This is a genomic window from Paenibacillus sp. FSL H3-0302, from assembly GCF_037982245.1.
GTDB classification, from domain to species: Bacteria; Bacillota; Bacilli; order Paenibacillales; family Paenibacillaceae; genus Paenibacillus_AQ; species Paenibacillus_AQ odorifer.
Map to the genome: position 1 here is coordinate 1384644 of NZ_CP150284.1, position 24967 is coordinate 1409610.

At 42.9% G+C, this 24967-nt stretch carries 22 protein-coding genes; 19 read left to right on the top strand and 3 right to left on the bottom strand.

Features of this window, described 5'->3' with window-relative positions:
* Positions 1-11: 11 nt before the first annotated feature.
* From MHH50_RS06130 to MHH50_RS06170, 9 genes are read left to right on the top strand one after another with little or no spacing between them, the layout of a single operon-like run.
* On the top strand, positions 12-1061 hold the full coding sequence (locus MHH50_RS06130) for a hypothetical protein (RefSeq protein ID WP_076282023.1): 1050 nt from the start codon (positions 12-14) through the stop codon (positions 1059-1061).
* An 11-nt stretch (positions 1062-1072) separates the two neighbouring features.
* Positions 1073-1942 carry a hypothetical protein gene (locus MHH50_RS06135; RefSeq protein WP_312149724.1) on the top strand — a complete coding sequence of 290 codons (870 nt, stop codon included), beginning with the start codon at positions 1073-1075 and terminating at the stop codon, positions 1940-1942.
* A 57-nt stretch (positions 1943-1999) separates the two neighbouring features.
* The gene (locus MHH50_RS06140; protein WP_076137569.1) at positions 2000-2209 is read left to right on the top strand and encodes a hypothetical protein; all 210 of its coding nucleotides are present in this window, start codon (positions 2000-2002) and stop codon (positions 2207-2209) included.
* A 5-nt stretch (positions 2210-2214) separates the two neighbouring features.
* Entirely contained in the window at positions 2215-2358 is a 144-nt protein-coding gene (locus MHH50_RS06145) for a hypothetical protein (protein WP_162636675.1), read from the top strand.
* Positions 2359-2373: 15 nt separating this feature from the next.
* Positions 2374-2754 (top strand): hypothetical protein, encoded by a 381-nt coding sequence (locus MHH50_RS06150; RefSeq protein WP_340034091.1) that lies wholly within the window; start codon positions 2374-2376, stop codon positions 2752-2754.
* Positions 2755-2774: 20 nt separating this feature from the next.
* A complete protein-coding gene (locus MHH50_RS06155; RefSeq protein ID WP_076128182.1) occupies positions 2775-3272 on the top strand; it encodes a hypothetical protein in 498 nt (165 codons plus the stop codon).
* A 35-nt stretch (positions 3273-3307) separates the two neighbouring features.
* Positions 3308-3958, top strand: a complete 651-nt coding sequence (locus MHH50_RS06160; RefSeq protein WP_340034092.1) for a hypothetical protein — start codon at positions 3308-3310, stop codon at positions 3956-3958.
* 5 nt (positions 3959-3963) lie between these two features.
* Positions 3964-6225: a PKD domain-containing protein gene (locus MHH50_RS06165; protein ID WP_340034093.1), complete on the top strand. Its 2262-nt coding sequence runs from the start codon at positions 3964-3966 to the stop codon at positions 6223-6225.
* 12 nt (positions 6226-6237) lie between these two features.
* Entirely contained in the window at positions 6238-10032 is a 3795-nt protein-coding gene (locus tag MHH50_RS06170; RefSeq protein WP_340034094.1) for a hypothetical protein, read from the top strand.
* An 87-nt stretch (positions 10033-10119) separates the two neighbouring features.
* Here MHH50_RS06170 and MHH50_RS06175 read toward each other — a convergent pair whose 3' ends face one another.
* Positions 10120-10752, bottom strand: a complete 633-nt coding sequence (locus tag MHH50_RS06175) for a hypothetical protein (RefSeq protein ID WP_036681725.1) — start codon at positions 10750-10752, stop codon at positions 10120-10122.
* Positions 10753-11055: 303 nt separating this feature from the next.
* On the opposite strand from MHH50_RS06175, the gene tkt reads away from it, so the two are divergent.
* Positions 11056-13098, top strand: coding sequence for a transketolase (gene tkt, locus MHH50_RS06180; RefSeq protein WP_036681727.1), 2043 nt, complete (start codon positions 11056-11058; stop codon positions 13096-13098).
* Between the two features lie 33 nt (positions 13099-13131).
* Positions 13132-13449, top strand: coding sequence for a pyrimidine/purine nucleoside phosphorylase (locus MHH50_RS06185; RefSeq protein ID WP_036681729.1), 318 nt, complete (start codon positions 13132-13134; stop codon positions 13447-13449).
* 1832 nt (positions 13450-15281) lie between these two features.
* Here the strand turns inward: MHH50_RS06185 and MHH50_RS06190 are convergent.
* Positions 15282-16184, bottom strand: a complete 903-nt coding sequence (locus tag MHH50_RS06190) for an NAD(P)-dependent oxidoreductase (protein ID WP_076206557.1) — start codon at positions 16182-16184, stop codon at positions 15282-15284.
* A gap of 235 nt (positions 16185-16419) precedes the next feature.
* On the opposite strand from MHH50_RS06190, the gene MHH50_RS06195 reads away from it, so the two are divergent.
* From MHH50_RS06195 to MHH50_RS06205, 3 genes are all read left to right on the top strand, one after another.
* Complete coding sequence (locus tag MHH50_RS06195) at positions 16420-17775, top strand: glucose-6-phosphate isomerase (protein ID WP_076304504.1); 1356 nt, start codon at positions 16420-16422, stop codon at positions 17773-17775.
* A 146-nt stretch (positions 17776-17921) separates the two neighbouring features.
* Positions 17922-18554: a YigZ family protein gene (locus tag MHH50_RS06200; RefSeq protein ID WP_076099036.1), complete on the top strand. Its 633-nt coding sequence runs from the start codon at positions 17922-17924 to the stop codon at positions 18552-18554.
* Positions 18555-18557: 3 nt separating this feature from the next.
* On the top strand, positions 18558-19139 hold the full coding sequence (locus MHH50_RS06205) for a TetR/AcrR family transcriptional regulator (RefSeq protein ID WP_036681739.1): 582 nt from the start codon (positions 18558-18560) through the stop codon (positions 19137-19139).
* A 146-nt stretch (positions 19140-19285) separates the two neighbouring features.
* On the opposite strand, the gene MHH50_RS06210 is transcribed toward MHH50_RS06205, so the two are convergent.
* Positions 19286-19687 (bottom strand): secondary thiamine-phosphate synthase enzyme YjbQ, encoded by a 402-nt coding sequence (locus tag MHH50_RS06210; protein ID WP_340034095.1) that lies wholly within the window; start codon positions 19685-19687, stop codon positions 19286-19288.
* A gap of 208 nt (positions 19688-19895) precedes the next feature.
* Here MHH50_RS06210 and cysT point away from each other — a divergent pair, with 208 nt between their 5' ends.
* The 5 genes from cysT to MHH50_RS06235 all read left to right on the top strand — a co-directional run bounded on the left by cysT (position 19896) and on the right by MHH50_RS06235 (position 24881).
* Positions 19896-20711 (top strand): sulfate ABC transporter permease subunit CysT, encoded by an 816-nt coding sequence (gene cysT / locus MHH50_RS06215; protein WP_340034096.1) that lies wholly within the window; start codon positions 19896-19898, stop codon positions 20709-20711.
* Entirely contained in the window at positions 20708-21505 is a 798-nt protein-coding gene (locus tag MHH50_RS06220) for a sulfate ABC transporter permease subunit (protein ID WP_076104839.1), read from the top strand. The genes cysT and MHH50_RS06220 overlap by 4 nt, the downstream gene beginning before the upstream one ends.
* Position 21506: 1 nt before the next feature.
* Positions 21507-22571 (top strand): sulfate ABC transporter ATP-binding protein, encoded by a 1065-nt coding sequence (cysA, locus tag MHH50_RS06225; protein WP_076104838.1) that lies wholly within the window; start codon positions 21507-21509, stop codon positions 22569-22571.
* Between the two features lie 317 nt (positions 22572-22888).
* Positions 22889-23956 carry a sulfate ABC transporter substrate-binding protein gene (locus MHH50_RS06230; protein WP_340034097.1) on the top strand — a complete coding sequence of 356 codons (1068 nt, stop codon included), beginning with the start codon at positions 22889-22891 and terminating at the stop codon, positions 23954-23956.
* 139 nt (positions 23957-24095) lie between these two features.
* On the top strand, positions 24096-24881 hold the full coding sequence (locus tag MHH50_RS06235; RefSeq protein WP_340034098.1) for an MBL fold metallo-hydrolase: 786 nt from the start codon (positions 24096-24098) through the stop codon (positions 24879-24881).
* The last annotated feature ends 86 nt before the right edge of the window (positions 24882-24967 follow it).

The window sequence follows — 24967 nt, forward strand, 5'->3', positions numbered from 1 at the left end:
GAGGTGCAGATATGGATTTACTATTTTATATTTTTCGTTTTGTTCTTCATTTATGGATTGTGTGGGGACTGTGGTTACTCACCAAACTGCTCATCGAAAGGCATTTACGGCAGGTAGTCCAGAAATTCGATTTTCGAATTAAACATAAGATGAGCATTTTTGGCAAAAGAGTTAGCTCGGTTAAAAAAAGGCTGTGGCTCTACCGCCATCTGGACAAGCTTCTGTATTTCGTACACCGGAAGTATGAACCGGGTATTAGCGTTATGCGTTTTGTTATGCGTACAGCCATTTTGTTTATTGCGGTTTTCTTATCAGGACTACTGACACTTAGTGAGCTCCCTGGAAGGTTGAGTTTTAACAATCCTTTTTTGGAGGGGATTACTTTTAATGAAGGACAGCCGATTCAGGGGGCGTGGAGATTTCCGCTTTTTATAGCTGTAATATCTGCGACGATTCCTTATTTTCGTATGAGATACATCTATGCACAGCGGAAGGTACATGGAAGCTACGATCTCCTCGATGTGGTCAAAATCTCCACCAAATTCACACATTTGTCGGTAGATTCGATTCTTGATCGTACAGCGGATTTTCTAACAGATAAAAATGTACTAAAGAGTCCTCTGAAGCTGCTTGGTGCCGCATTTTCTAATTACAGTAATGAGAAGGAGCTTGTTGAGGAGGCAGGGAGATTCTCCAGTGCGATTGGCACCACCTTCGCTTTAGAGTTTATATCAGATCTGCTCTATGCCGAGAAGGAGGGAACCCGTTATTTAAAAAGCTCGCTAATGCTGTTGAATCGTTCTATGGAGCAGCAGAGAGAGACGATTTTAACTGTAAAAGCAGGAAGCAGAGATGCGATCAGCCTTGGCTTATATGGGAATCTTCTGGTGCTGGTATCTACGGTTGGTACCTTTATGTATATGCTGAAGCCCGATATCTATTTTCAACTGCAGTTCGAAACTACGGTAGGTCTTTCCTTTTTGATGGTGATCGTCTCCGGCCTTTTTATCTCTTTTGTGATCAGTACTATTCTTGCCAGGCCCAAACTGGACTACCACTAAGGTGATGAACTATGGATAGATTATTACTACTAATTACAGTGATCGGGATCGTGTATGTCGCATTACTTGTGTTTGTGAGCAGCAGCAATAAGCAGGAACGATATCTTGTCCGACTGGGCATCCGGTGGAATTCGCTGGGTGAACACGTGCAGAGTGATAGATTTCAGCAATTGTTGAATGAATGCGGTTTATCAATTTCAGCTCGAAAAGTTACGCTATTTCGTTATTCAGCGGCAATCATCTATTTATTTAGCCAAGTCGTCAGCGATTTCATCCGATCTGTTCCTTTTTCATTCTATGACCCTCTAATTGCTCTACTTATTCTCGTAATCAGCAGTCCGATGCGTTATCTTCCGCTTGGTTGGGTGTTGGCGTGGCTTCACCAAAAGACGAATATTCAAAAAGATGGCGAGTTGATCTCCTTTATCCGTCTCTATGAGAATAATCGCCTACGTAAGCGCGGATATGTGCAGTTTGGTGCTTTTTGTGGGAGTACAGCGGGACATTTTCAATATATACGTCAGGACTTGTATGAGCTGTCAGAACGGGCAGTAGATGAGGGTGTGGAGGGGGCGATTGAATGGTTTTGTGCCAAATTTCCGGATAACCATCACTTTATTAATGACATCCGGTCCATTTTGCTGGCGACAGAAGGCATGGATGATGACACGGAAGCTGCAAACTATTTGCGTGAACAAGGCAAGATTATCTCCAAAATCTCCAGCGATCAGTATTTAAAAAAATGGTCTTTCATCGGTGATCTATCGACGATTATTAATGTTATTCCATCGATTGCTACTTTTTTGATGATCGTTGCCATGGCGATGCAGTACATTTTGCTAATCAAAGGAAATTTTAATGGAGTCGGCATGTTCCAGTGAAAAATTGTATATTCAACCTTATTTTTAAAACCTAAAATAAAAAGGGAGAAATTAACAATGAAAAAAGACGCTATTTCTACAGGTTTGTTTATCGCTATCGGTTTTTTGTGTGTGGCCATCGTAATTGCCATTTTGATTCCTCTGGTGCGTGACGTGATTAATGCTGCCGATGATAATAGACCGACGATCCCGGGGGTATCTCTAACTCAACCGCTGGATTCCAGCCAGACTGCACTAACTATGTCCATGACTCACGTTTCGGTATAAGTCAGATGAAAAAAGACTCTATTTCCGTCGCTATGTTTTTGGCCATTGGCTTTGTAATTGCGGGGATGTTTGTCACGGTAGCTACGCATATGATCGGCAGCAGTCAGGACGATATCATCTCACATACTAAGCAAGTGGAACAGTATTAGAAGGAGGCGTGTCTAATGAAGGAGACCGTCCTCCGGGCATTGTTCATGTGGCTAGTCCTGTTTATTATCCTGCAGCCTATCTTCTCCTACATAGATTATCTGCTAGATTTACAGGTCAAAGCTAATACGTCCTATATCACACAAAAAGCAGCAACAGAGGGGATGGTTACAGCTTCTATGCGGAATGAAGTAATTTCGCATCTGAAGGCGATTGGATTTTCTGAAGCTTCGATAGAAATTACTAGCAGTACAGACACCGTTCAAGAGCGAAAGCAACGAATTGATGTGTATGTAACCGCGCCGCGGATAAATCTGTTTCCTTATAATTTTTCTACGGTTTCGCAGCCGACTCGATATTATGGGCATGGATCAATTATGAGTGAGTATCTCGATTGACTAAGGGATGAGCGTAATTTATGGATTACATTATTAAGCTGGCATTTGTCCTACTGATCTTTATCTACTCCTGGTTCTTTCAGATCCAGAATCAGGAGTGGGACCAGCTGCGCAGCATGTTAAAAGACGCAAATAATATCGCTGTTCACGATGCCGCACAGGAATTAGATGAGACCGAATTGACTCGTGGTCGTCTGATTATAGATCCCGAAGATGCGTACGATACTTTTCAGCAAACCCTGCAGAACAATCTAGGCCTTGATAGCGGCCTTTCCCCCCAAGGGGGCAGTCGTTTTAAGACACAAGTAAAGATTGTGAAGTTCGATATTATTGACGATTCCGATGGCGTGAATTTTCCACTTTTATACGAGGATAGCGAATATGGCATAACCAAATACATCGCAGGTCCTTCGGTTATTGCCGTCATAGAGACGGAACACCCGGTTCTGATCTTCAGATCCAAAACACAACAGCCCATCAGGGTGCCAGCAGTTCAGGAGTATAAGTTCAATAAGTAAGAAAAGCCAATTAAAGAAAAGGGAGAGATTCAGTGATGAAGAAGAACATTTTAAGAGCAGCTTTGACTACAACAATGTTACTTAGCATGGTATTGGGGCAAAACGTGATTACTAACGCAGCAGCGGTTACACCAGTAACCGCATCTACACCATCAGCTACAGCAAAACCTGCTGCTACACCAGCACCCATTATGAGGGATAACTTAAGTAAATATGGTTTGAAAAAGGATTTAGAGTTGCCGGTTACGCTTACGGCGGGTGGGCTTAGTTATACGCTGGAGAAGTTTATGATTTATGATTTCAAGTCAAAAGATGCACAAAATTTAGTGAGACAATATGATTATGATTCATTCAGTGCTATGGTTAGTAATCCTAGGTACCTCATTTGGACTAAGATCACAATTATAAATAACAGTAAAAAAACAGTGAAAAGAACATTGGATGATCATAAAGAAAAGTGGACTTTAACTCTGCAGAGATTTGGACAAATAGATGAAATTTGGCCTACGGCCAACCTAAAAAAACTAAATAATAAAGAAGCTCTTTATTATTATAGCCTTAAGCCAGGAGAGCAATTATCTACTTACCAAGCTTATTTATATGATCAAGACATTAATTATTTTGTTATTCGGTTATTTCATGACGGTGAATTTGATGAGAAATTTGTAGTCAACTCTCAGGGGTAGTAGGTATGAAAAAAATATTTATCTCAAGCATTTGCCTTCTGTTACTTATCCCACATATGACATCCATTTCTTCAGTACATGCAGCTGAGACGAAATTGACCTCGCTTGCTATTCCTATTACTACAGGTTTGCAAGGGTCAAACAATGCAGCTAAAGATTTTTATTTAGAACTTCCTAGTGGAGTGTCTAGTTCATCAGTCAAGACAGGTACTTTAAAATACAGTGGATCTAATGAAAAAATGAGCCTATCTTTGGAGAATGAGAAGATTAAAGTTACGTTAAAGGGAATCTCTAATCAAAAAGATATTAAAGGTGTGCAGGGTTATAGAGCTTCTTTTGAAGAACTGTATAAAACTGAAATCTATAATTCAATTTGGTTATACTCAGACGGTAAAAGATGGCAAATTAATGAGTACAGTGAAAAAAAAGATAGTATGGTGACATATGATAAGCCTACTGAGGATGGATATCCATCCAAGAATCCACCTGTAACCTCAGTAACTGCAGGTCCTTATCAAGAAAAAGATTACTTAAAATGGTATAACGGATCGAAAACCGAGATTATAGAATCTGAAGACATTATTCAGTCTACTATAAAGCCTAAATACACCAAAAAATCTCCATATGGAGAAGATCCGAGATTTAAAAATGGAAGAGTTATTATAAACTATACGATTCCTATAGGTGTTCCTTGGAAGGCTGAAATTAATGATAGTTTAACTGGAAAGGCAGAAGGACGAAGATATCTAGCATTCGCAGAATATTATTACACTGCAGACGCTAAAGTCACCACTTACAGCTACGGGGGAACAGTCAGCTTTGAATATGGTCTCCCAGATGAAGCTACACTCACAGGTTCTGCAATTCTAGAACAACCTAATCCAAACCCAATTAAGTTTGATAATAAGAATGTTTCGGTTAAGATCGCATTGAAGGGTGAGCTGCTATCCTATAAAGATATTTCGAATATTTCAGAATGGATTTTTTATGCCAAAGAGAAAGGTAATGACAGTTCACTCCAGACAAAAAAGGTGTATACCAAAACTCTAACGGCAAACGAAACTTTCAAGTTTGAAATTCCGAAGGAGAAAGTGGCAGGTAAAAGTAACTACAGTCAAGAGTACGAACTAAGTATAGTAGTGAGATTTAAGAATGAAGTCGTGACCAAAAGAAGTAAGTTCGACTCGTTAAAAGAATCTTTTACAGTCAAAGCAGGAGTGTATACAACCTCAGATCCTCCGGGAGGAGGGTTTCCAGGTCCTACATCACCGTCAGAACTACCGAGAGAGTTAAAACCTCCAGTAGCTCTTATAAATGCACCGAAAACTGTAAAAGCAGGACAAGAGTTTGTAGCCAGTGCAGCAGGGTCGTATGACCCCGATGGTTATATTACGGATTACTTTTGGGATACGCCTAATGCTAAGGGAGAATTGAGCACTTTGCCAAGGGGAACGCTTTGGTATGATAAAGACCATTTGGGGGAACAAACACTTGCTTTGACTGTAATGGACGACGACAAAATGACTGGAAGTACTAGTACTGAGGTTAATGTCATTGAGCCAAAACCAGATGCATCTATCAGGGTAGATGGTACATTAAAGCAAAATCGAAAGGTTATCATACAAAGTTACGTTAGTAGCCCGACCCACTACCCATTAGTAGATGCTAAGACTAAATTCACCATCACAGCCGTATCAGGTGGAACGAATTCTGATATTAAATATAGCGGATCGCTGAACGGAGTATATAGCAAAGATGTGCTATTCAAGAAGCCAGGGAAATATAAAGCAACCATTTATGTGGAGAATACATTAGGGCTAACTGCGAGAAACGAAACAACTTTTGATATAGCACCAGACCAGAAGCCTTTTGCATACTTTACGATGGCTGGAACAGTGTATCGCAATCCTTCAGATGGTAAACAAGCGACCCTATCAATAGATGATATCTCTTACTCTCCAGATCAAGATATTGTGGCTCGTAGGCTTTGGGAATACCGTTACGATTCAGATAACAACGGTAGTTTTGCAGGTGAGCAATGGGTTATTTTTAGCAATGAGAATTTAGATCGTTTGAATCTCAAGGTAAGAGATGTTGGGCAATACGAAGTGCGACTAACTGTATTCGAAGAGTTTGGCCAGCCGACCATCGAGGAGTTTGTGACGCAGGCTGATCGGCAATCCATAGATTCAGAAGCTACACAAAATGTGATCGAACGGATCTTCACGGTTAAAAATCAGGCACCTGATGTCGATTGGTCATGGTAGAGAGGATTAGAGATGCAGAAATTAAAAAAAACAATTTCAACGTTTATGGCCCTTGTATTACTACTTCTTTCATTCCCTGAATTTTATTCGGGGAGTGCAAAGGTAGAGGCGACAGGTGACCCAAATATCATCAATTTTATGGATATCCGTCTTGAAGGATTTAATAAAACAACTCCTTGGGAGCCAGCTATGGGGAATATAGGATCTTTAAGTTTGAATATGCCTGCTATGACCCTAACCAATATTACTTTTGATCTAACAACAAGAATACTGCGCTACGATTATGTACCTGATGCGCCTGTAGTTTTAACATCAGGGGATATTAATTGGTACTATGATACGCAGCGTACTAGATTTCTTAATATTTACAGTTATATGTACAGGACAGATGGAAGTGGTAATACTGATTATGCTACTGATGCCTCATGGAGAATTGAAGAAATGCCACCTGTGAAAAGTTCGGATAGTCTTCAGTTTAACCTTGACAGAAATACAACCGCTTTTTATGAAAGTTATGCCTATCCAGCGAAGTATGGCATTCCAAAAGCCCTTAAAGTCGCACTAAGAGCAAGTGATGCGCAACACCAACCTAACGAATGGATGAATGGTTGGCATAACAACGTATATTATGATTGGGTTAACATACCTCTAGTAATAAATTCAGCACCTACGCTCACAGTGACTACACCAAGCGAGCAGCAGCTACTGAATGAGCCAGGATTCAGTGGTATGAATATCGAAGGATATGTTCGAGATGTGGACAATAATGATCTAGTCGTTAGTGCTGAAATTCCTAATGTGTTCTATAAACAAGTCAATGTCCAACAGGCACTAAATAATAAATGGTTTTCCATCCCAATAGATGTTTTGGCAGACGGAATTCCTCCCGGACGACACAATATCATTATCAAGGTTGTGGATCCCTATAATTATAAGGATGAGAAATCGTTGGTCGTTAATGTATCCTATAGGCTTAGGAATAAATCCTTTATATTGATTAACACTCCTATAGACGTATCAACCACATACAAGGACTATGAAGGAGATTCTAAATATCAAGAACGCTATAGATACGATCATAACCCGTATTTCTTCGATAATTCGATGGGTATCATTTCGGATAGTGGGTTATGGCGTTCAGAAAGGTATACCTCCTTTCCATATAGCGGACTCTATAACGCAACCTTTCAAGCACGAGATAATCCTAAAAACGATGACAGATTCGATGTCTATCGTTTATGGAGCCGAGATAATTTATCTTCAATGACCTATCATGTTCATCGGAAGCCAATTGCATTGTTTGCTGCCAAACTGGCGTGGGGATCTCTTCTGCTAACAGATAGTTCCTACGATTTGGACCACATCACGGCTGTTAATAAGGGACTTATAGCTTGGCAATGGCAGTATAAAAAAACTGATTCTGAAATATGGACAGATGGTCAACCGCCAGCTCAATTACCGAGTTCTGTACAATATGACATACGCCTTAGAGTACGTGATGTCGATGGCGAAAATGGGTTGGGGGTCTGGAGCGACTGGTGTGTAAGGACGGTGGGGGCTGCAGGTAATCTACCTCCCGTAGCGTTATTTAGTGTTGATCCTAATATTGTTTCCTATCGCAAAGCTACTACCATAACAGACAAATCGTTTGATCCGGATAATGATCCATTAGATGTGTATTACTGGACGGTTATCAAAGACGGTTGGAACAAAGTTTGGGAGCATTGGGGTGGAGCTACAACGCCACCTAATATCGCAGCTTTTGGAATTGGTAATTATCAAATTAGTTTACAAGTACATGACAACCGAGGATTATGGTCAGATTGGTATCGTCAAAATGTTCAGGTGATTAATCACCCACCCGCAGCAGCATTTAACATGCCAGCTGAAGTATATCGAGACACTGTAATTACAATGGATAATCTAACACCAGATCCTGATGAAGATGGAGATTCGCTTGCTTATTTATGGTACGCCAAACTCAACAATAGTCCTTATTATTATGCTGGCAGTAACCGCAACCAATCTTTGACGATACGAGATCTTATTGCTGGAAACGGAATTTCACCGCAGCAGGCTATATCAGAAGGATGGGAAATGCGCCTTAAGGCAACAGATGTACCTAATCCCTCAAGTATTGGAGCTTTAAGTTCCAATGCAACACGCGTATTTACTGTTAAAAATCATGTTCCAACAGCTGCTATTAATGGTCCATCGGCAGTATTCCAATATGATACCCGACAATATACATCTTTTGATGAGGATGGAGATCCCTCCGACATCGCTAGTCTGCAATACTTCTGGAAAGTAACGGATAGTGATGGCATTACGCAATGGCTTCGAACTCCTAGTATTGATGTTAATTTTCCTGAGTCCGGTATCTATACATTGGAACACTGGGTTATCGATCAGATCGGTGATAAGTCTAATATAGCTACGTTGAAGGTGAGTGTTACTAAAAATCTAGCGCCCTCAATGACATTGATAACCCCGGCGGGAACCGTAACCAATCCATCCGTTATAGATGCCGAAATACAAGGAGATCCATTAATTAAATGGAATTATACAGACCCAGAGAGTGATCCGCAGGAGAAGTACCGTTTAGAATTTTTTTCGAAAGACGGACTCTTAGTTAAGACAGTTGAAAACCTTGACACCACAGGTCAGCTGCGGCAGTATCAACTCCCTAACCATACATTTAATCGCTTTGAATACTTCACCGTATATGGGCGGGCTTATTCCAAATTAAGCTGGTCAGAAATATCTAACGAAAAAACGTTTATCATCGACAATCCGCCGCAGCCCGGATTCACACTTATCACGGATACAGGCAGAGATGCTGCCAAAGAGCCGATTTATCGCACGGATCTTCTAAATATCAAGAGCAAAGCGACGGATCCAGACCTTCCAAAAGGAGATACGATCAGCCATAAGTATGATTTGAAATCATCTAACGGGACGGAAGGATTGGCTAGTACTCAAGCTGAATTTACGAAGAAATTCACCTCAAATGGCGTCTTTACCTTGAAACAAACCGTTACGGATTCTCTAGGACTGTATCGAGAGCTATCTCTGAGTATCACCGTAGCCAACCGTAAACCGACCGTAACGATAACGTACCCAACAAGTACTGACTCAAGTAAGCCTATGATCGCAAGTACGCTTACACCAATCATCAAGTGGGATTATCAAGATGAGGATGGAGATGAACAACAGCGGTATAAGGTACAAATTATCAACTTGGCGACAGGGATGGTTAAGGTTCAATCTGGCGAACAAAATTCAAGTGCCAAACAGTGGCAAGTGCCCGCGGGAATATTGGTTGAGAACGAAAAATATGCCGTGGAAGTGGAAGCTTTTGATGGTTATAACTGGAGTAATATCTCAGCGCGTAAATATTTCATGGTTAATCTACTGAGTATTAAAGGTGGGGTCCAGCACACAGAGGAATGGAATAACAACCGTAAAGGCTACAATTTGAACAAGAGCGGTAATGAGGAGAGTCCAAGAGGCTATAATGTGTTTTGGGCAGGTGAGCGATTTATTTTGCAAGGGATAGCAACCGGTCTACCTGATACTGTTGAGGTAACGATGACGGGAGGTTATTCTACGCAACTAAATCCAACGAACAGTGATAAAACCTTGTGGACAGGCGAATTTTATAATCCGGCATTTGTGAAACTTCCCGATGGTCCAGTGACCTTTACCTTCACAGCTAAGAATGAGTACAATACCAAAATAGATACAGTTACTGTTGTGATCGCTGGCGATTGGTCCGAATATTTTCGGAACCATCGTGTGAAGTAATGATACATCTACGACTTTATCCTTTTTCCATCTAAAAAGGGCTACGCGGAAATACGACCCGCATAGCCCTTTTTTACGAGCAACAACTTATATAACTCCTTCAGTCCGTTCTTCATTCATTCTCATCATTCTTGTAGCAACGGAAGGGGTATGTAAAGGTATATTCGTCGAACGTGCAGAGGCTCTTTGAGCTCTACGCACATAATAGGATAACTTGCCGCTGAATATTTTATGGGAACAGAGTGAAAGAGCGAAATCCTCCGGGGTAACAAAGCAGGAAGGCTTATTCACAGGCTGAACTGCGGTATTTTCAAATAAGGAAGCAACAAAATGAGAGCAGAAATAAGCGTTCTCTCGATCTATTTTAACATTTAGAAGTACGCCGATCAGGCCTAAAAGATGGTATTTATAACGTTCCTGATTTTTCATCATCCCTTGGACATGATTGTACATGGCATCGTATTCCGTGGCACTGACACGTAACTGATAAATAGAGCAATTTGCGCTGCTATAGAAAGGGTGAATGAAATTTTCTTGAATCAGACCCGCGACGAATGGATTGTGCATTTTTTTTCTTCCGAAGCTGTACACCTCACGTAGTTCACTATCAAAGGCGATCGAAGCATGGTTCAGATCAGCTTTTGTAAACCACTTAATGAAACCACTGAAGGCTGTACCTGTACCGGTAAGCACAATATAAACATCCTTTTTCGAAGTCATGTTCAGAATTCCTTTCCACTTGGAGATATTGGATAATGAATGAAAATTTTACTTGTGTAACTCCATCTTACTTTATATTCGAGCATTGTAAAACAAACTTTAGTCGCAATAGAAAACTAGACCATAGGCTAAGTAAAAACCCGTCTCATGACATAGTTACTTTTGCGTATATAAATGCGTAGATATTGCAAAACATAAGCTGTCAAACAAAGAGTTTTTAAAAACAATTGGAATTGCTTCCACACTAGTGATACAATAAGAGTCAAAATGACATTCTTGAGATTTCAGAGGAGGAACTATTAAATGAGTGAACAAGAACAAGCGATCCAGAAGGAAGAAAACTCAACAGTAGATAACCTGTCTATCACAACAATTCGTACGTTGGCTATTGATGCTATCGAAAAAGCGAATTCCGGCCATCCAGGTATGCCAATGGGTTCTGCACCAATGGGCTACCAACTGTTTGCAAAAACAATGAATCATAACCCTGATCATCCAACATGGGTAAACCGCGATCGTTTTGTATTGTCCGCTGGACATGGTTCCATGCTTCTGTACAGCTTGCTGCACCTTAGCGGCTATGATCTTCCTATGGAAGAATTGAAACAATTCCGTCAATGGGGTAGCTTGACTCCTGGTCACCCGGAAGTTGGTCACACAGCTGGTGTTGATGCAACTACAGGTCCGCTTGGACAAGGTATTGGTATGGCCGTTGGTATGGCTATGGCCGAAGCTCAATTGGGCGCAACCTACAACAAAGAAGGACATAACGTAGTTGACCACTATACTTATGCTATTTGTGGTGACGGTGACCTTATGGAAGGGATCTCTTCTGAGTCCGCTTCTCTTGCTGGTCATTTGAAACTCGGAAAATTGGTTGTATTGTATGATTCAAATGATATTTCCCTTGATGGTAAATTGAATCTTTCTTTCTCCGAAAATGTAGCTCAACGTTTTGATGCTTATGGTTGGCAAGTTCTGCGCGTAGAAGACGGAAATGACCTTCCGGCTATTGAAAAAGCTATCGCTGAGGCGCAAGCTGAGACTAGCAAACCGACTTTGATCGAAGTGAAGACAGTTATTGGTTATGGTAGCCCTAACAAACAAGGTAAAGGCGGCCATGGCGGTACTCACGGTTCCCCACTTGGAGCAGAAGAAGCTAAGCTGACCAAAGATTTCTACAAATGGGTATACGAAGAAGATTTCTATGTGCCTGATGAAGTTCGTGCACATTTTGCAGAAGTGAAGAAAAATGGAATCGCAGCTAACAAAGCTTGGGACGACAAATTTGCGGCTTACAAAAAAGCATATCCAGAGCTGGCTGCACAATTCGAAACTGTAATCAATGGCGATCTTCCAGAAGGCTGGGATGCTAACCTTCCAACTTACACTACTGAAGATAAAGCAGTATCGACTCGTGTCGCTTCCGGTAGTGCGCTTAACGGTCTGACTGCTGGCGTTCCTCAGCTAGTGGGTGGTTCCGCTGACTTGGAAAGCTCCACTATGACGCATTTGAATGGTTTGACATCTTTCACACCAGAATCTTATGATGGCCGCAACATTTATTTCGGCGTACGTGAGTTTGGTATGGCTGCTGCAATGAACGGTATTGCTCTACACACTGGTCTTAAAGTATTCGGAGGAACATTCTTCGTATTCACAGACTACCTGCGTCCAGCAATTCGTTTGGCTTCGATCATGAAATTGCCAGTAACCTATGTATTGACACATGACAGTATTGCAGTTGGTGAAGATGGTCCTACGCATGAACCAATCGAACAATTGGCTTCCCTGCGTATCATCCCAGGTCTGACTGTTATTCGTCCGGCTGATGCTAACGAAACTTCTGCAGCATGGGCTTATGCTATGGAAAACAAAGAGAATCCGGTTGCTTTGGTTCTGACTCGTCAAAACTTGCCAATTCTTGCTGGAACCGTAGATGGCGTTCGTGAAAACATCAAACGTGGTGGTTATGTTGTCTCTGATTCCAAAAATGGTACTCCACAAGCACAACTTATCGCAACTGGTTCTGAAGTACAGTTGGCAGTTAAAGCGCAAGCTGCTTTGGCAGAAGAAGGCATCGATGTTCGTGTAATCAGCTTGCCAAGCTGGGATCTGTTCGAAAAACAAGACAAAGAATATCGCGATTCCGTAATTCTTCCAGGAGTCAAAGCTCGTCTTGCTATCGAAATGGCACAAACCTTCGGCTGGGAACGTTACACTGGTGACCAAGGCGATATCCTAGGCATCACTACTTTCGGAGCTTCCGCCCCTGGCGATAGAGTTATGAAAGAATACGGCTTTACTGTAGAGAACGTAGTTAGCCGTGTGAAAGCACTTCTGTAATTAACTGAATAATCATTAGGGGGAGAACAAGTAATGAGTCAGTTTAACAACGCAACGATCGAAAAAGCAGCCAATGTATATTATGGCGGACAAGTAACCAGCCGTACGGTAATTTTGCAAGATGGATCTAAGGTGACACTGGGCATCATGTTGCCGGGTGTGTATGAATTTGGTACAGATGGTCCTGAAATTATGGAGATTCTGTCCGGCGATCTTAAAGTGCTGCTTCCCGGCACTGAGGTATGGCAGGAGATTAAGGGAGCGTCAACGTTCAATGTTCCTGGCAACTCTAAATTTGCGTTGGAAGTATTTGAAGTAACTGATTATTGCTGTTCTTACCCGGTTCTATAGAAAACAGACTTTTCTAAGGGCTGTCCTATAAGTAGCTTTTTTCTATGAGTGAGACGACCCGGATTCAATTTAAAAATCGTAAAAGTCAGCAAGGCAGCGGTTCTCCTGTTATTGGAGGATCGCTGCTTTTTGTGTTGTTGGTTGGTGATATTGCTTGATGTTCAATTATGTATTCATCATTCTATTTTGAGGCTTAAGGACTCAAATGACGTTAGGGCTGAATCGGATCATCACCAAATTAGCACTGAGTCATAACCATCCCCACCGCGTACGGACCCAGATGACGTTAGCGCTGGAGCAACACCAATTTAGTACCGGGTCAACAACATTCCCCGCGTACGGACCCAGATGACATTACCACTGGATTCAACACCAATTTAGTACCGGATCAACACCAATCCTACCGCTTAAGGACCCAGCTGACGCTATTAGCAAATTTATAGCCTTTTGAGCAGGTTTTCGGACTCCAGTGTAGCTATTTCATAGAAACAGGCTCATAATTGGCGCTTTTTATGCCAATAGCGACTATGGAGTCCGATAGCATGCCAAATGTGGGATTATACTGCGAATAAGGTCAGCTGAGTCCGAAGGTGCTGTGTCATCACCAACTTTAGGCACCGGGTCCGCACCAACCCACTGCGTAACTACCCAGATGACGTTAACACTAGATCAACACCAATGTAGTACCGGGTCACCACCAATCCTACTGCTGTAGCACCCGGTCAACACCAATCCTACTGCTTAAGGACCCAGCTGGCGCTATTAGCAAAATTATAGCCTTTTGAGCAGGTTTTCGGACACCAGTGCAGCTATTCCATGGAAATAGCCTCATAATTGGCGCTTTTTATGCCAATAGCGACTATGGAGTCCGATAGCATACCAAATGTGAGATTATGCTGTAAATAAGGTCAGCTGAGTCCGATGGCGCTGTGTCATCACCAACTTTGGCACACGGTTAGCGCCAACCCACTGCGTACGGACCCAGATGGCGTTAACACTAGATCAACACCAATGTAGTACCGGGTCAACACCAATCCTACCGCTAAGGACCCAGATGACGCTATTAGCAAATTTATAGTCTTTTGAGCAGGTTTTCGGACACCAGTGCAACTATTCTATAGAAACAGGCTCATAATTGGCGTTTTTCATGCCAATAGCGACTATGGAGTCCGATAGCATGCGAAATGTGAGATTATACTGCGAATAAGGTCAGCTGAGTCCGATAGAGATAGCTGTGTACCGCAGAGGTTACTTAGTTAAAAGGAGCTTGAGGTTTGGAGCGAGGGAGAGGTTCCAGAAAAGACGGGATATACCGTAGTCATCAAGCAATCAACTTGGTACCAATTTGCTACTAAACAGCAGCTCACCCAGTGACTATCCAACAACTTCTCCAGTATCTATCCAACAATTCAGCGCTCCTTCAGTAACTTTTCTGAAATTATCTAACAACTCATCCAGTAACTTCTCCAGCACTTACCCAACAATTCAGCACTCCCTCAGTAACTTTTAAGCGACTATTTAGCAACTCATCAGTAACTCCACCAGCACCAATCCACCGTTTCATCAATAATACAGTAACTTTTGCGACAAACCAGTACTTCGCGACCTTCTTAGTAACTATCCCACCAACACCACCACAACGTTCTGAGTAACTCCATAGCAACCAATATTTTCTTGCACTACAACTGTTAATTTGGTATTATAAATACACAAACAAACGTTCGTATAATTGGTTTGACAATGGGATTGTCCATAAAGAAAAGACCGCATCGCAATATCATGTGCGAGGCGGTCGTAAATGTTCTTATGAAGTAGGTTTTGAGCTCTTGGATTTATTTATTGGATACATTTGCACCCATCTTTTGGCCGATCCACTCTTCGTAACATTTCACTACGGCAGAGAGATCTTCTTCACCATAACCTTGGGTGAATCCAGCTTGGAACATGCTTTTAGCCAAGCCCAGCATAGGAGAAGGAACGCCTGTTGAATCGCTATGGGCAGAGGCAAGCTTCAAATCCTTAAGCATTAGAGCGAGGGAGAATTGATTGCTGAAATCATCTTCTATGATTTTACGGCCTTTAAGCTCAGCTTGTTTGCTGCCCGCAGAACCAAGTTGTACCAGTTCCAGGAACTTGTCTGCTGGTACGCCTGATTTAACAGCAATGGCGAATCCTTCGGCTAGGGCAACATTATGAATACCAACCATAGCATTGTGAGCCAGCTTGGCCACAGCGCCGCTGCCGTTCTCACCCATATGTAGCAGCTTCTTACCCAAAGTATCAAAGATATCACGATGTTGTTCTATGACCTCAGCACTACCGCCGACCATGAACACTAAGGTTCCTTCAATCGCTGCCGGTTTGCTTCCAGTTACTGGCGCGTCTAGGAAATGTCCACCGCGCGCTTCTACAGCAGCGGCAATCTCACGAACTAGTCCTGGTGAAATTGTGCTGGAATCAATAATTAGTCCACCAGGCTTCACAGCATCAAGTATACCATCTTGACCATAAAAGACTTCACGAACCGAATCATCATTGCTGATCATGGTAATAATAACATCCTTACCCTCAGCCGCTTCGCGGGGCGTGAGAGCAGTCTGGGCACCTTCTGCTTCAAGAGGTTTACACTTGGCTGCCGTACGGTTGTATACCGTAACCTGAAAGCCGCCACGTAGTAAATTGGAGGCCATAGGCGCACCCATTGTTCCGAGTCCGATAAAACCGATTTGTTTCATTTATATAGCCACCTTCCGTTTTCTTTATTCTATCACGGCACTTTGTCCAGCACCACAGCATACCTATGTCTTTTGATACAGGAAACGCTTCCAAGGAACTTTGGAAAACTTGGTTCTAATGCCCTCTATGTGCCCTAAGACCTTGCCAGTCAAGGCAAATTAAAGTATCCTAATTATAAAGTTGTAACAAACGGTTTTAAATTTAAAGAGATAAAACAGGAGGTTACCATTACCGATGTCTAAGAAGATTAATTTTGACTACACAAAAGCTCTTTCGTTTTTTAACCAACAAGAAATCGACAACCTTTCCGCCCCAGTTAAGCTAGCACACGAACAGTTGCATAACAAAACGGGTGTAGGCTCTGACTACCTTGGATGGATCGATCTGCCGACAGCTTATGATAAGGAAGAATTCGCTCGCATTCAACAAGCTGCTAAGAAGATCCAAAGCGATTCCGAGGTACTGATTGTAATTGGTATCGGAGGTTCTTATCTGGGAGCACGCGCAGCTATTGAGGCGCTATCGCATTCTTTCTACAATAACCTTTCTAAAGATAAACGCAAAACTCCAGAAGTTTATTTCGCTGGTAATAACATTAGCTCTACATACATCACGCATCTGCTTGATCTAGTAGAAGGTAAAGACTTCTCCGTGAACGTAATCTCCAAATCTGGAACTACTACTGAGCCAGCGATTGCTTTCCGCATTTTCCGCGCTGCTCTGGAGAAGAAATACGGCAAGGAAGAAGCTCGTAAACGCATTTACGCTACTACAGACAAGGAAAAAGGTGCCCTTAAGAAATTGGCAACTGAAGAAGGTTATGAATCCTTCATCATTCCAGACGATGTTGGCGGACGTTACTCCGTATTGACACCTGTAGGCTTGCTGCCAATTGCTGTAGCTGGCATTAACATTGAAGAAATGATGCAAGGTGCTGCTGCCGCTGCGGATGAGTTCAACAATCCAGATGTAGCTACTAACCAAGCTTATCAATATGCTGCAGTTCGTAACGCTCTATACCGTAAAGGTAAAACAACTGAAATCCTCGTCAACTATGAGCCTTCCTTACACTTTGTATCTGAGTGGTGGAAACAATTGTTTGGCGAAAGTGAAGGTAAGGACTTCAAAGGAATTTATCCTTCTTCCGTTGATTTCTCCACAGATCTACACTCCATGGGTCAATTTATCCAAGAAGGTAACCGCAACATTTTTGAAACGGTTATCCAAGTAGATCAAGTAGCTCATCATGTTACGATTGAGAATGATCCGGATGATCTGGACGGCTTGAACTTCTTAACAGGAAAGACTATGGATTTCGTGAATAAGAAAGCTTTCCAAGGTACAATGCTTGCACATACAGATGGTCAAGTACCTAACCTTATCGTTACTATTCCTGATCAAACACCATACACCTTTGGATATTTGGTGTACTTCTTTGAAAAAGCCTGCGGTATCAGCGGATACTTGCTCGGTGTTAACCCATTTGACCAACCAGGCGTAGAAGCATACAAGAAAAACATGTTCGCATTGCTTGGCAAACCAGGTTACGAAAAAGAAAAAGCAGAGCTGGAAGCAAGACTTACTGAATAGTATTGCAGTAGGTTTTACAATGGCTATTAATCACAGAACATTCATACTAATGTAAGTCACCAGGAGCAGTCCATAGGTAATCCAATACCAGGACTGCTCCTGACATTATATGAAGACATCATATGTAAATAAGGACTGGAATAATTATGTTAGAACAATATCAAACGGTCCGCTCTTCCGGCTCAAAGGAAGTTGTGATCCGTAAATCCCGTTTCATTGGTCATGTTATGCCAGTGGAGAATGAAGAAGAAGCTTTGTTGTTTATCGAGGACATCAAGAAGAAACATTGGAACGCAACGCATAACTGTTCTGCTTATGTGATTGGGGAGAGAGACGAAATCCAGAGGCAATCGGACGACGGGGAGCCGAGTGGTACAGCCGGCAAACCGATTTTGGAAGTAATCCGCAATCAGGGAGTTAAAAATGTCGCAATCGTAGTGACCCGTTATTTCGGAGGCATTATGCTGGGTGCCGGTGGGCTGATTAGAGCTTATACGGATGGAGCAGTGCTTGCGCTTGAAGCAGGAGAAGTAATCACCCGTGTACTGAGACGAGAGGTATTCGTAGAGATTGAGTACACTTGGCTGGGCAAGGTTGAGAACGAACTTCGAGGAAGAGGGATTCAGACTGGCGAGACTTTGTTCACCGACAAAGTAACGTTGTTATGTTTGCCGCGAAATGATGAGGGTGACACTTTTATGGCATGGATAACAGATCTAACCCAAGGGCAAGCCCTGATAACAGAAGGGCGGCGGATTTACTACAGCGAAGGGGATTAGTATATGGCAAGGAGAGCAGTGGAGCAGGAGTTGTCGAGGGAAAGGATTTTAGAGGCCGCTAGGCATCTGTTTATAACCAAAGGGTATCGAGCAATTTCAATGCGAAGTATTGGTCAGCATTTGGGATATAGCCACGGCTCTCTCTATTATCATTTCAAGGAAAAGGCGGAGTTGTTCTACGCTATTGTTGTAGAGGATTTTAATCATGTGGCTGCTTTACTCAGTCAAGTGATGAATAAACCGCCTGAAGAAGGAATGACAAGGGTAGAACAGCTGATTATGGAATTTATTAGATTTGGAATAGATCATCCCTATCAATATGAAATTATGTTCATGATTCGCGATGAGGAATTGCTAGCTTATTGTAGAGCAGAACAGGGACGATGTTTTGATTTATTCTCCAGTATTGTGCGCCGTCATATGAAGGAAGAGGGATATGTGTCTGAGGACTGGCAGAATGTGCCGTTAACAATGTTCTTGTCTGCACACGGATTTATTTCTTATTATATCCAGGACAAAGTATCGTTTGACGATGTGAAAGAGGCAGCGTTAGCTCATATAAAGGTTTTATGTCGCAGCCTTTAACATGCTGTTTTTTTTATAGATCTTCACTTTAAAGCTGTGCATTGGTATAACACTGCTTCTCTACTTGATGAAAGTATTGCTAGACTCTAGTTATTGTCTAAATGGCCGCTCCGCAGCGATAATGGAAGCGGCCATTTGTATGTTTATTATCCCTCTACTATTTTTAAGAAACATTGACGGCGTCTAGGTCCATCGAACTCACAGAAATAAATACCTTGCCAACGACCGAGAATTAATTCACCTTCGTGGATGATCAGGGTCTGGGAAGGCCCGGTAGTAATAGATTTAAGATGAGAGGCAGTATTGCCTTCCGCATGCCGATACTTCGGATGCTCCCAAGGGTAGACCTCATCCAAACGCATCAGAACATCATGCTTCACATCAGGATCCGCATTTTCATTAATAGCAATACCAGCAGTGGTATGAGGACAATAAACTACAATCAATCCGTCTTGAACTCCACTTTTTTTCACATAAGAAATGACTTCCCGAGTAATATCACGTAATTCATCCCGCTTTGCAGTAGTGATCTCCAGAGTATGCAACATAATCAATCCCCTTCCTGTGAGGTGCCATTTTTTAGTGTACCTTTGATACATATATTTTAACCCAAATTCACTTGAAAGTAATTGACGGCGGTGAGAAGGATTTGGTAAAGTAGTAATAATATAAAACCAAGTATATAAATAGGAATAATTAATGAGGATTTTGGTTAGTATACCGACCGGTTATCCGGAGGTGGGAGGGCAAAAATCATTGAATTCGCTGCTTAGACACAAAGGCTGGACTTGGGGTTTCCGAACTACAATTTTGCTCTATTTTGTAGTATTGATCGTGTTGCCCATACTCGGGGTCTATTACAACTCTTTTTCTCTTGGTTTTGGCAATTTTGTGGAAAGCGTCAGCGATCCAATTGCTTGGAAGTCGGTGCTGTTAACCTTAAAGCTGGCGATTATCGCTACTTTAATTAATGTCTTGTTAGGAACTATGATTGCTTGGGTCCTTATTCGTTATCAATTTGCTGGTAAAGCGCTGCTAAACAGTCTGGTCGATTTACCTTTTGCACTGCCAACAGCTGTCGGAGGTTTGATGATTCTACTGCTGCTTGGACCAGGGAGCCTTATCGGCAAAGCAGCTGAGGCACTTGGATTTGAAATTGTTTTTCATCAACCGGCTATCGTAATTGCTATGGTGTTCGTGACGTTTCCATTCGTGATTCGAGCGGTTCAGCCCTTGCTGGAGGAGTTGGATCCATCCGAAGAGGAAGCAGCATATACAATGGGTGCCAAGGGGGCAAGGGTATTCTGGCAAATTATTCTTCCATCAATGGCGCCTGGGATGATCAGTGGTGGGATGCTCGCATTTTCAAGAGCGCTTGCGGAATTTGGTGCAGTGGTACTCGTCGCAGGTAATATTCCGGGCCGTACGCTTGTATCATCTGTTTTTATTTTTGGTGAAGTTGAAAGTGATAATCCGGTCTCCGCCGCTGCGGTTTCTGTTATTCTCTTGACCTTATCCTTTCTCATTCTTTGGCTGATTAATATGCTGCAGATGCGGGGGAGACGCTCATGAGGAAATTATGGATTGCTCTTACTTATTTAGTGTTTTTTCTGCTCATTGCTGCTCCATTAGGAAAAATGGCTATCGGTGCTTTTAGTGAAGGATTTGGTGGTTTCTGGAATGCTCTGACTAGGCCCGAAGCGCTGCATGCGCTCATGATGACTGGGCTTGTTGTGATAGTAGTTACGTTATTAAATACATTGTTCGGTATTATGATGGCTCTGTATCTTGTTCGGGCGAACTGGATCGGCAAGCGTCTAAAAGGATTATTGAACAGTATTGTGGATTTGCCTTACGCGGTATCCCCTGTAATCGGAGGATTGATGATTGTCCTGTTGCTGGGTCCCGATAGTACCTTGGGAGCGATTTTTGAGGGGATTGGACTAAAGATCGTTTATGCGATTCCCGGGATGATCATTGCCACTTTATTTGTTACCTTTCCTTTAATGGTGCGTGAGGTTATGCCGGTGCTTCAGGAGATTGGTTCACAGCAGGAGGAAGCGGCTTCGACATTGGGCGCTCGTAGCTGGACTATTTTTTGGAAGGTAACTTGGCCTTCGATTCGTTGGGCGGTTGTGTATGGTGTCATTCTTACGGTGGCACGTTCACTTGGAGAGTTCGGCGCGGTACTTGTGGTTTCGGGGAACATTATGAACAAAACTCAGACGGCGACAACTTTAGTCTATCAGGATGTTGAGAATTTTAATGTGACGGCTGCTGGAGGAATAGCGCTAGTTCTGGCTGCATTTTCCGCAGGTCTGCTGCTGTTGATGGAATGGACCAAGAGAAGAAAGGAAGTGCAGTAATATGCATGTAGAAGTGCGGGGGTTAAACAAGCATTTTGGAGATTTTCATGCGGTCAAGGACGTCAATTTCACCATTACAAAAGGTCACCTGATTGGATTGCTTGGCCCAAGTGGAGGCGGGAAAACCTCAATTCTACGTATGCTGGCGGGACTGGAGTCACCGGATACCGGAGAGATTATTTTTCATGGTCAGACGGTGAACAATCTTCCTCCTCAAGAACGTGGGATCGGCTTCGTTTTCCAGAACTATGCACTCTTCAAACATATGACTGTATTTGATAATATCGCTTTTGGCTTAAAGGTTAAAAAGGCTAACAAAACAGCTATCCGCGATCGTGTTATGGAACTTGTAGAGCTTACAGGGTTAAAAGGGTTCGAGAAACGTTATCCGCATCAGCTATCAGGGGGACAACGTCAGCGTGTGGCTTTTGCACGTGCGCTTGCGCCTGAACCACAGCTGCTGCTTTTAGATGAACCTTTTGCTGCTATTGATGCGAAGATCCGCCAGGAGCTGCGCGCTTGGCTGCGTGAACTGATTGAGCGTGTAGGTATCACCTCTATTTTTGTAACCCATGACCAAGATGAAGCGATTGAAGTAGCGGATGAAATTATGATCATTAATCAAGGACGTTTGGAACAAAAGGGTACCCCGTGGGATATTTACAAGGAACCCAAAACACCGTTCGTGGCAACATTTATCGGCGAATCTACGTTGATTGAGAACGCTTCTGAGGTTAAAGGCTTTACAGGAGCGGGGGACGGAAAACCTACCAAAGCGCTGATTCGTCCTGAATATATTGAAGTGGGTAACCTGCATGAGTTCAAGATGGCTTCTGCCACGGAAAAAGGTGTTGTGAAACATCTGCATTTCCGCGGCAGCGAATGGCTCGTTGAGGTTGAAGTAAATGGCCACAAGCTGGTCACCTACCGTTCGTTGGAGAAAGAAACCTTGCAGCCGGGTCAGGAAATCTCAGTACTGGTACATCGGGCTTATCTGTTTAATGATGAGCGCAGCTGGATCCAGGAGAACAACCTGAAAGAAGATCCAATGCCGATTTTTATTTAAAAATAAATAAAATGATTTTCAATTTCTTTTGATAGTAGCGAATGTGATTCGCTAGGATTAGAGGAACTGATGTGAAGGCCAGAAGTAATGAAGTGGAAGTTTGGAACTGTAGGAGCGGAGCGACCGCCTTTGTTTCCGGATTTAATCCGCTGAGGATATAAAATTAATAAATCTGGGAACAACAGCGGCCGAAAGTTCAAACATTCCGCGTAATTACGGCAAATACCGAACGTTGGTTACTTGAATTTTAAGTTTCAGCCATAGAGCTACTTTCAAGGAAATATTAAAAATCATTACCTCGAAGGATGTGGGCCGCAATGAATATCAAAAGGAGCAGACAACTGCACGGATGTTTTGCTGCCCTAATGCTGGCCATACTCACGCTGACAGTAGTCGGTTGCGGGAATGAGAAGGCAGCTACGACGATGGCAGAGCCTTCGAAGCAAGGGGAGGTTACGCTGGTAATTGGCGCATACAGTGTGGCTAAGGATGCGATGCAGGATATTTTGCCGTTATTTGCTGCCAAGTGGAAGGCGGATACGGGTCAGGATATTAATTTTCAGGAGTCTTATGAGGCTTCAGGGACACAGGCGCGAGCGATTGTAGGTGGATTTGAAGCGGATGTGACGCTGCTAGCCATGGAAGGTGATGTCGAGAAGCTAGTTAAGGCTGGACTCGTAGCGCCAACATGGAAAGAGCAGGGTGAAGAAGGCATGGTAACACGTTCAGTAGTAGCTCTTGGTACCCGCGAAGGAAATCCCAAAGGCATTCGCGATTTTGCGGACTTAGCCAAGCAAGGGATTAAAGTGTTATATCCAAACCCGAAGACCTCTGGTGGTGCGCAATGGGATATCAACGCGATCTATGGGGCTGGTCTGAAGCTGTCAGAGGAGCAGGAGGGGGCAAAGGATCCAGCAGCAGCCAAAGCTTTTTTGGAAAGCATCCATGCCAATGTAGAGTCTCTGGATAAGAGTGGCCGCGCTTCTATGGCAGCCTTCGAGTATGGAGTGGGGGATGTAATTGTCACCTATGAGAATGAACTGCTGGCTCGGATTGCTCAGGGAGTCAAATACGAAGTCATTATTCCTAAAAATACAATTCTGATTGAGAATCCGGCGGCTGTTGTAGAGAAATATGCGGATGAGCATGGGACACGCATAGCATCAGAAGCACTGGTTGATTTTTTGATAACTCCACAGGCACAAGAGATCTTTGCAAAATATGGCTTTCGTCCCGTGGATAAACAAGTCTATGCTGAGCACAAAAGCGATTACCCTGATCCGGCGGGCCTCTTTGATATTAACTATTTAGGAGGCTGGGATGAGGTGCGAAGCTCACTTTATTCCAAGCGTGGAATTTGGTATCAGGTACTTGCCGGAATATAAGGTAGAGGTATAACAAAAGAGTCATCCCAGCAGTTCATCTGTGGTGGGGATGGCTTTTTTTGGTGGGTCTCTTTAAGATAGAGAGAGGGTAATTTAGATTTATTACTTCGTTGAAGAGAACCTGAAGGAGAGATAGCAGATGGATACGTTGGTGTTTTTGGGTACAGGGGATGCCATGGGGGTTCCTCGGGTATATTGCAGTTGTGAGACCTGTACAGAGGCAAGGGAACAGGGTAAAAATATTCGCCTGCGCTCTTCTGTACTTATAGATAATGGCAGTGACTTTTTAGTGATCGATTGTGGGCCTGACTGGCGGCGTCAGATGGAGGCGCAGGGAGTACGGAATATGCGCAGACTGCTGGTGACACACGCTCATTTTGATCATATTGGTGGGCTGCCGGAATGGGCGGATTCTTGCCGCTGGATGGGATATAAGGGCCAGCTCTATGCCCCAGCAGAAGTGATCCCGATAATAGAGCGGCAATATCCATGGCTGCGCAATCAGATCGAGATGATTCCTTGTGATGAAGGCATAGAGCTAGACGGCTGGACAATTGATACCTGGAAAGTGAACCATGGCAAGAATGGATACTCGTATGCTTTTCGTCTGGAGAAGGAGGGCTATGTATGGGTGTATTGTCCAGATTCCATTTCTCTTGGAGCTGAAGAGACACGCCTGATGCATGGAGCTGACTTGCTGGTATTAGGTACAAGCTTCTATTACGAAGCAGCGGAGTTATCGACTCGTTCTGTATACGATATGACGGAAGCAGCGGAGCTGCTGCAAACTGTGAAGCCTCAAAAGGCAATCTATACCCATATGTCGCATGATGTGGATATGAGAAAATCATATATTTTACCGGAAAATGTTACGCTGGCCGAGACGGGGATGAGAATACCCTTAGGATCTTTGGAGATCAGCTGAAATTTAGATAAAAAGAAAACTCCCTTTTGCTGGAAGGAAGTTTTCATGATCCTATTTAAACCTGTTATATTCCGCCTTGTTGAATA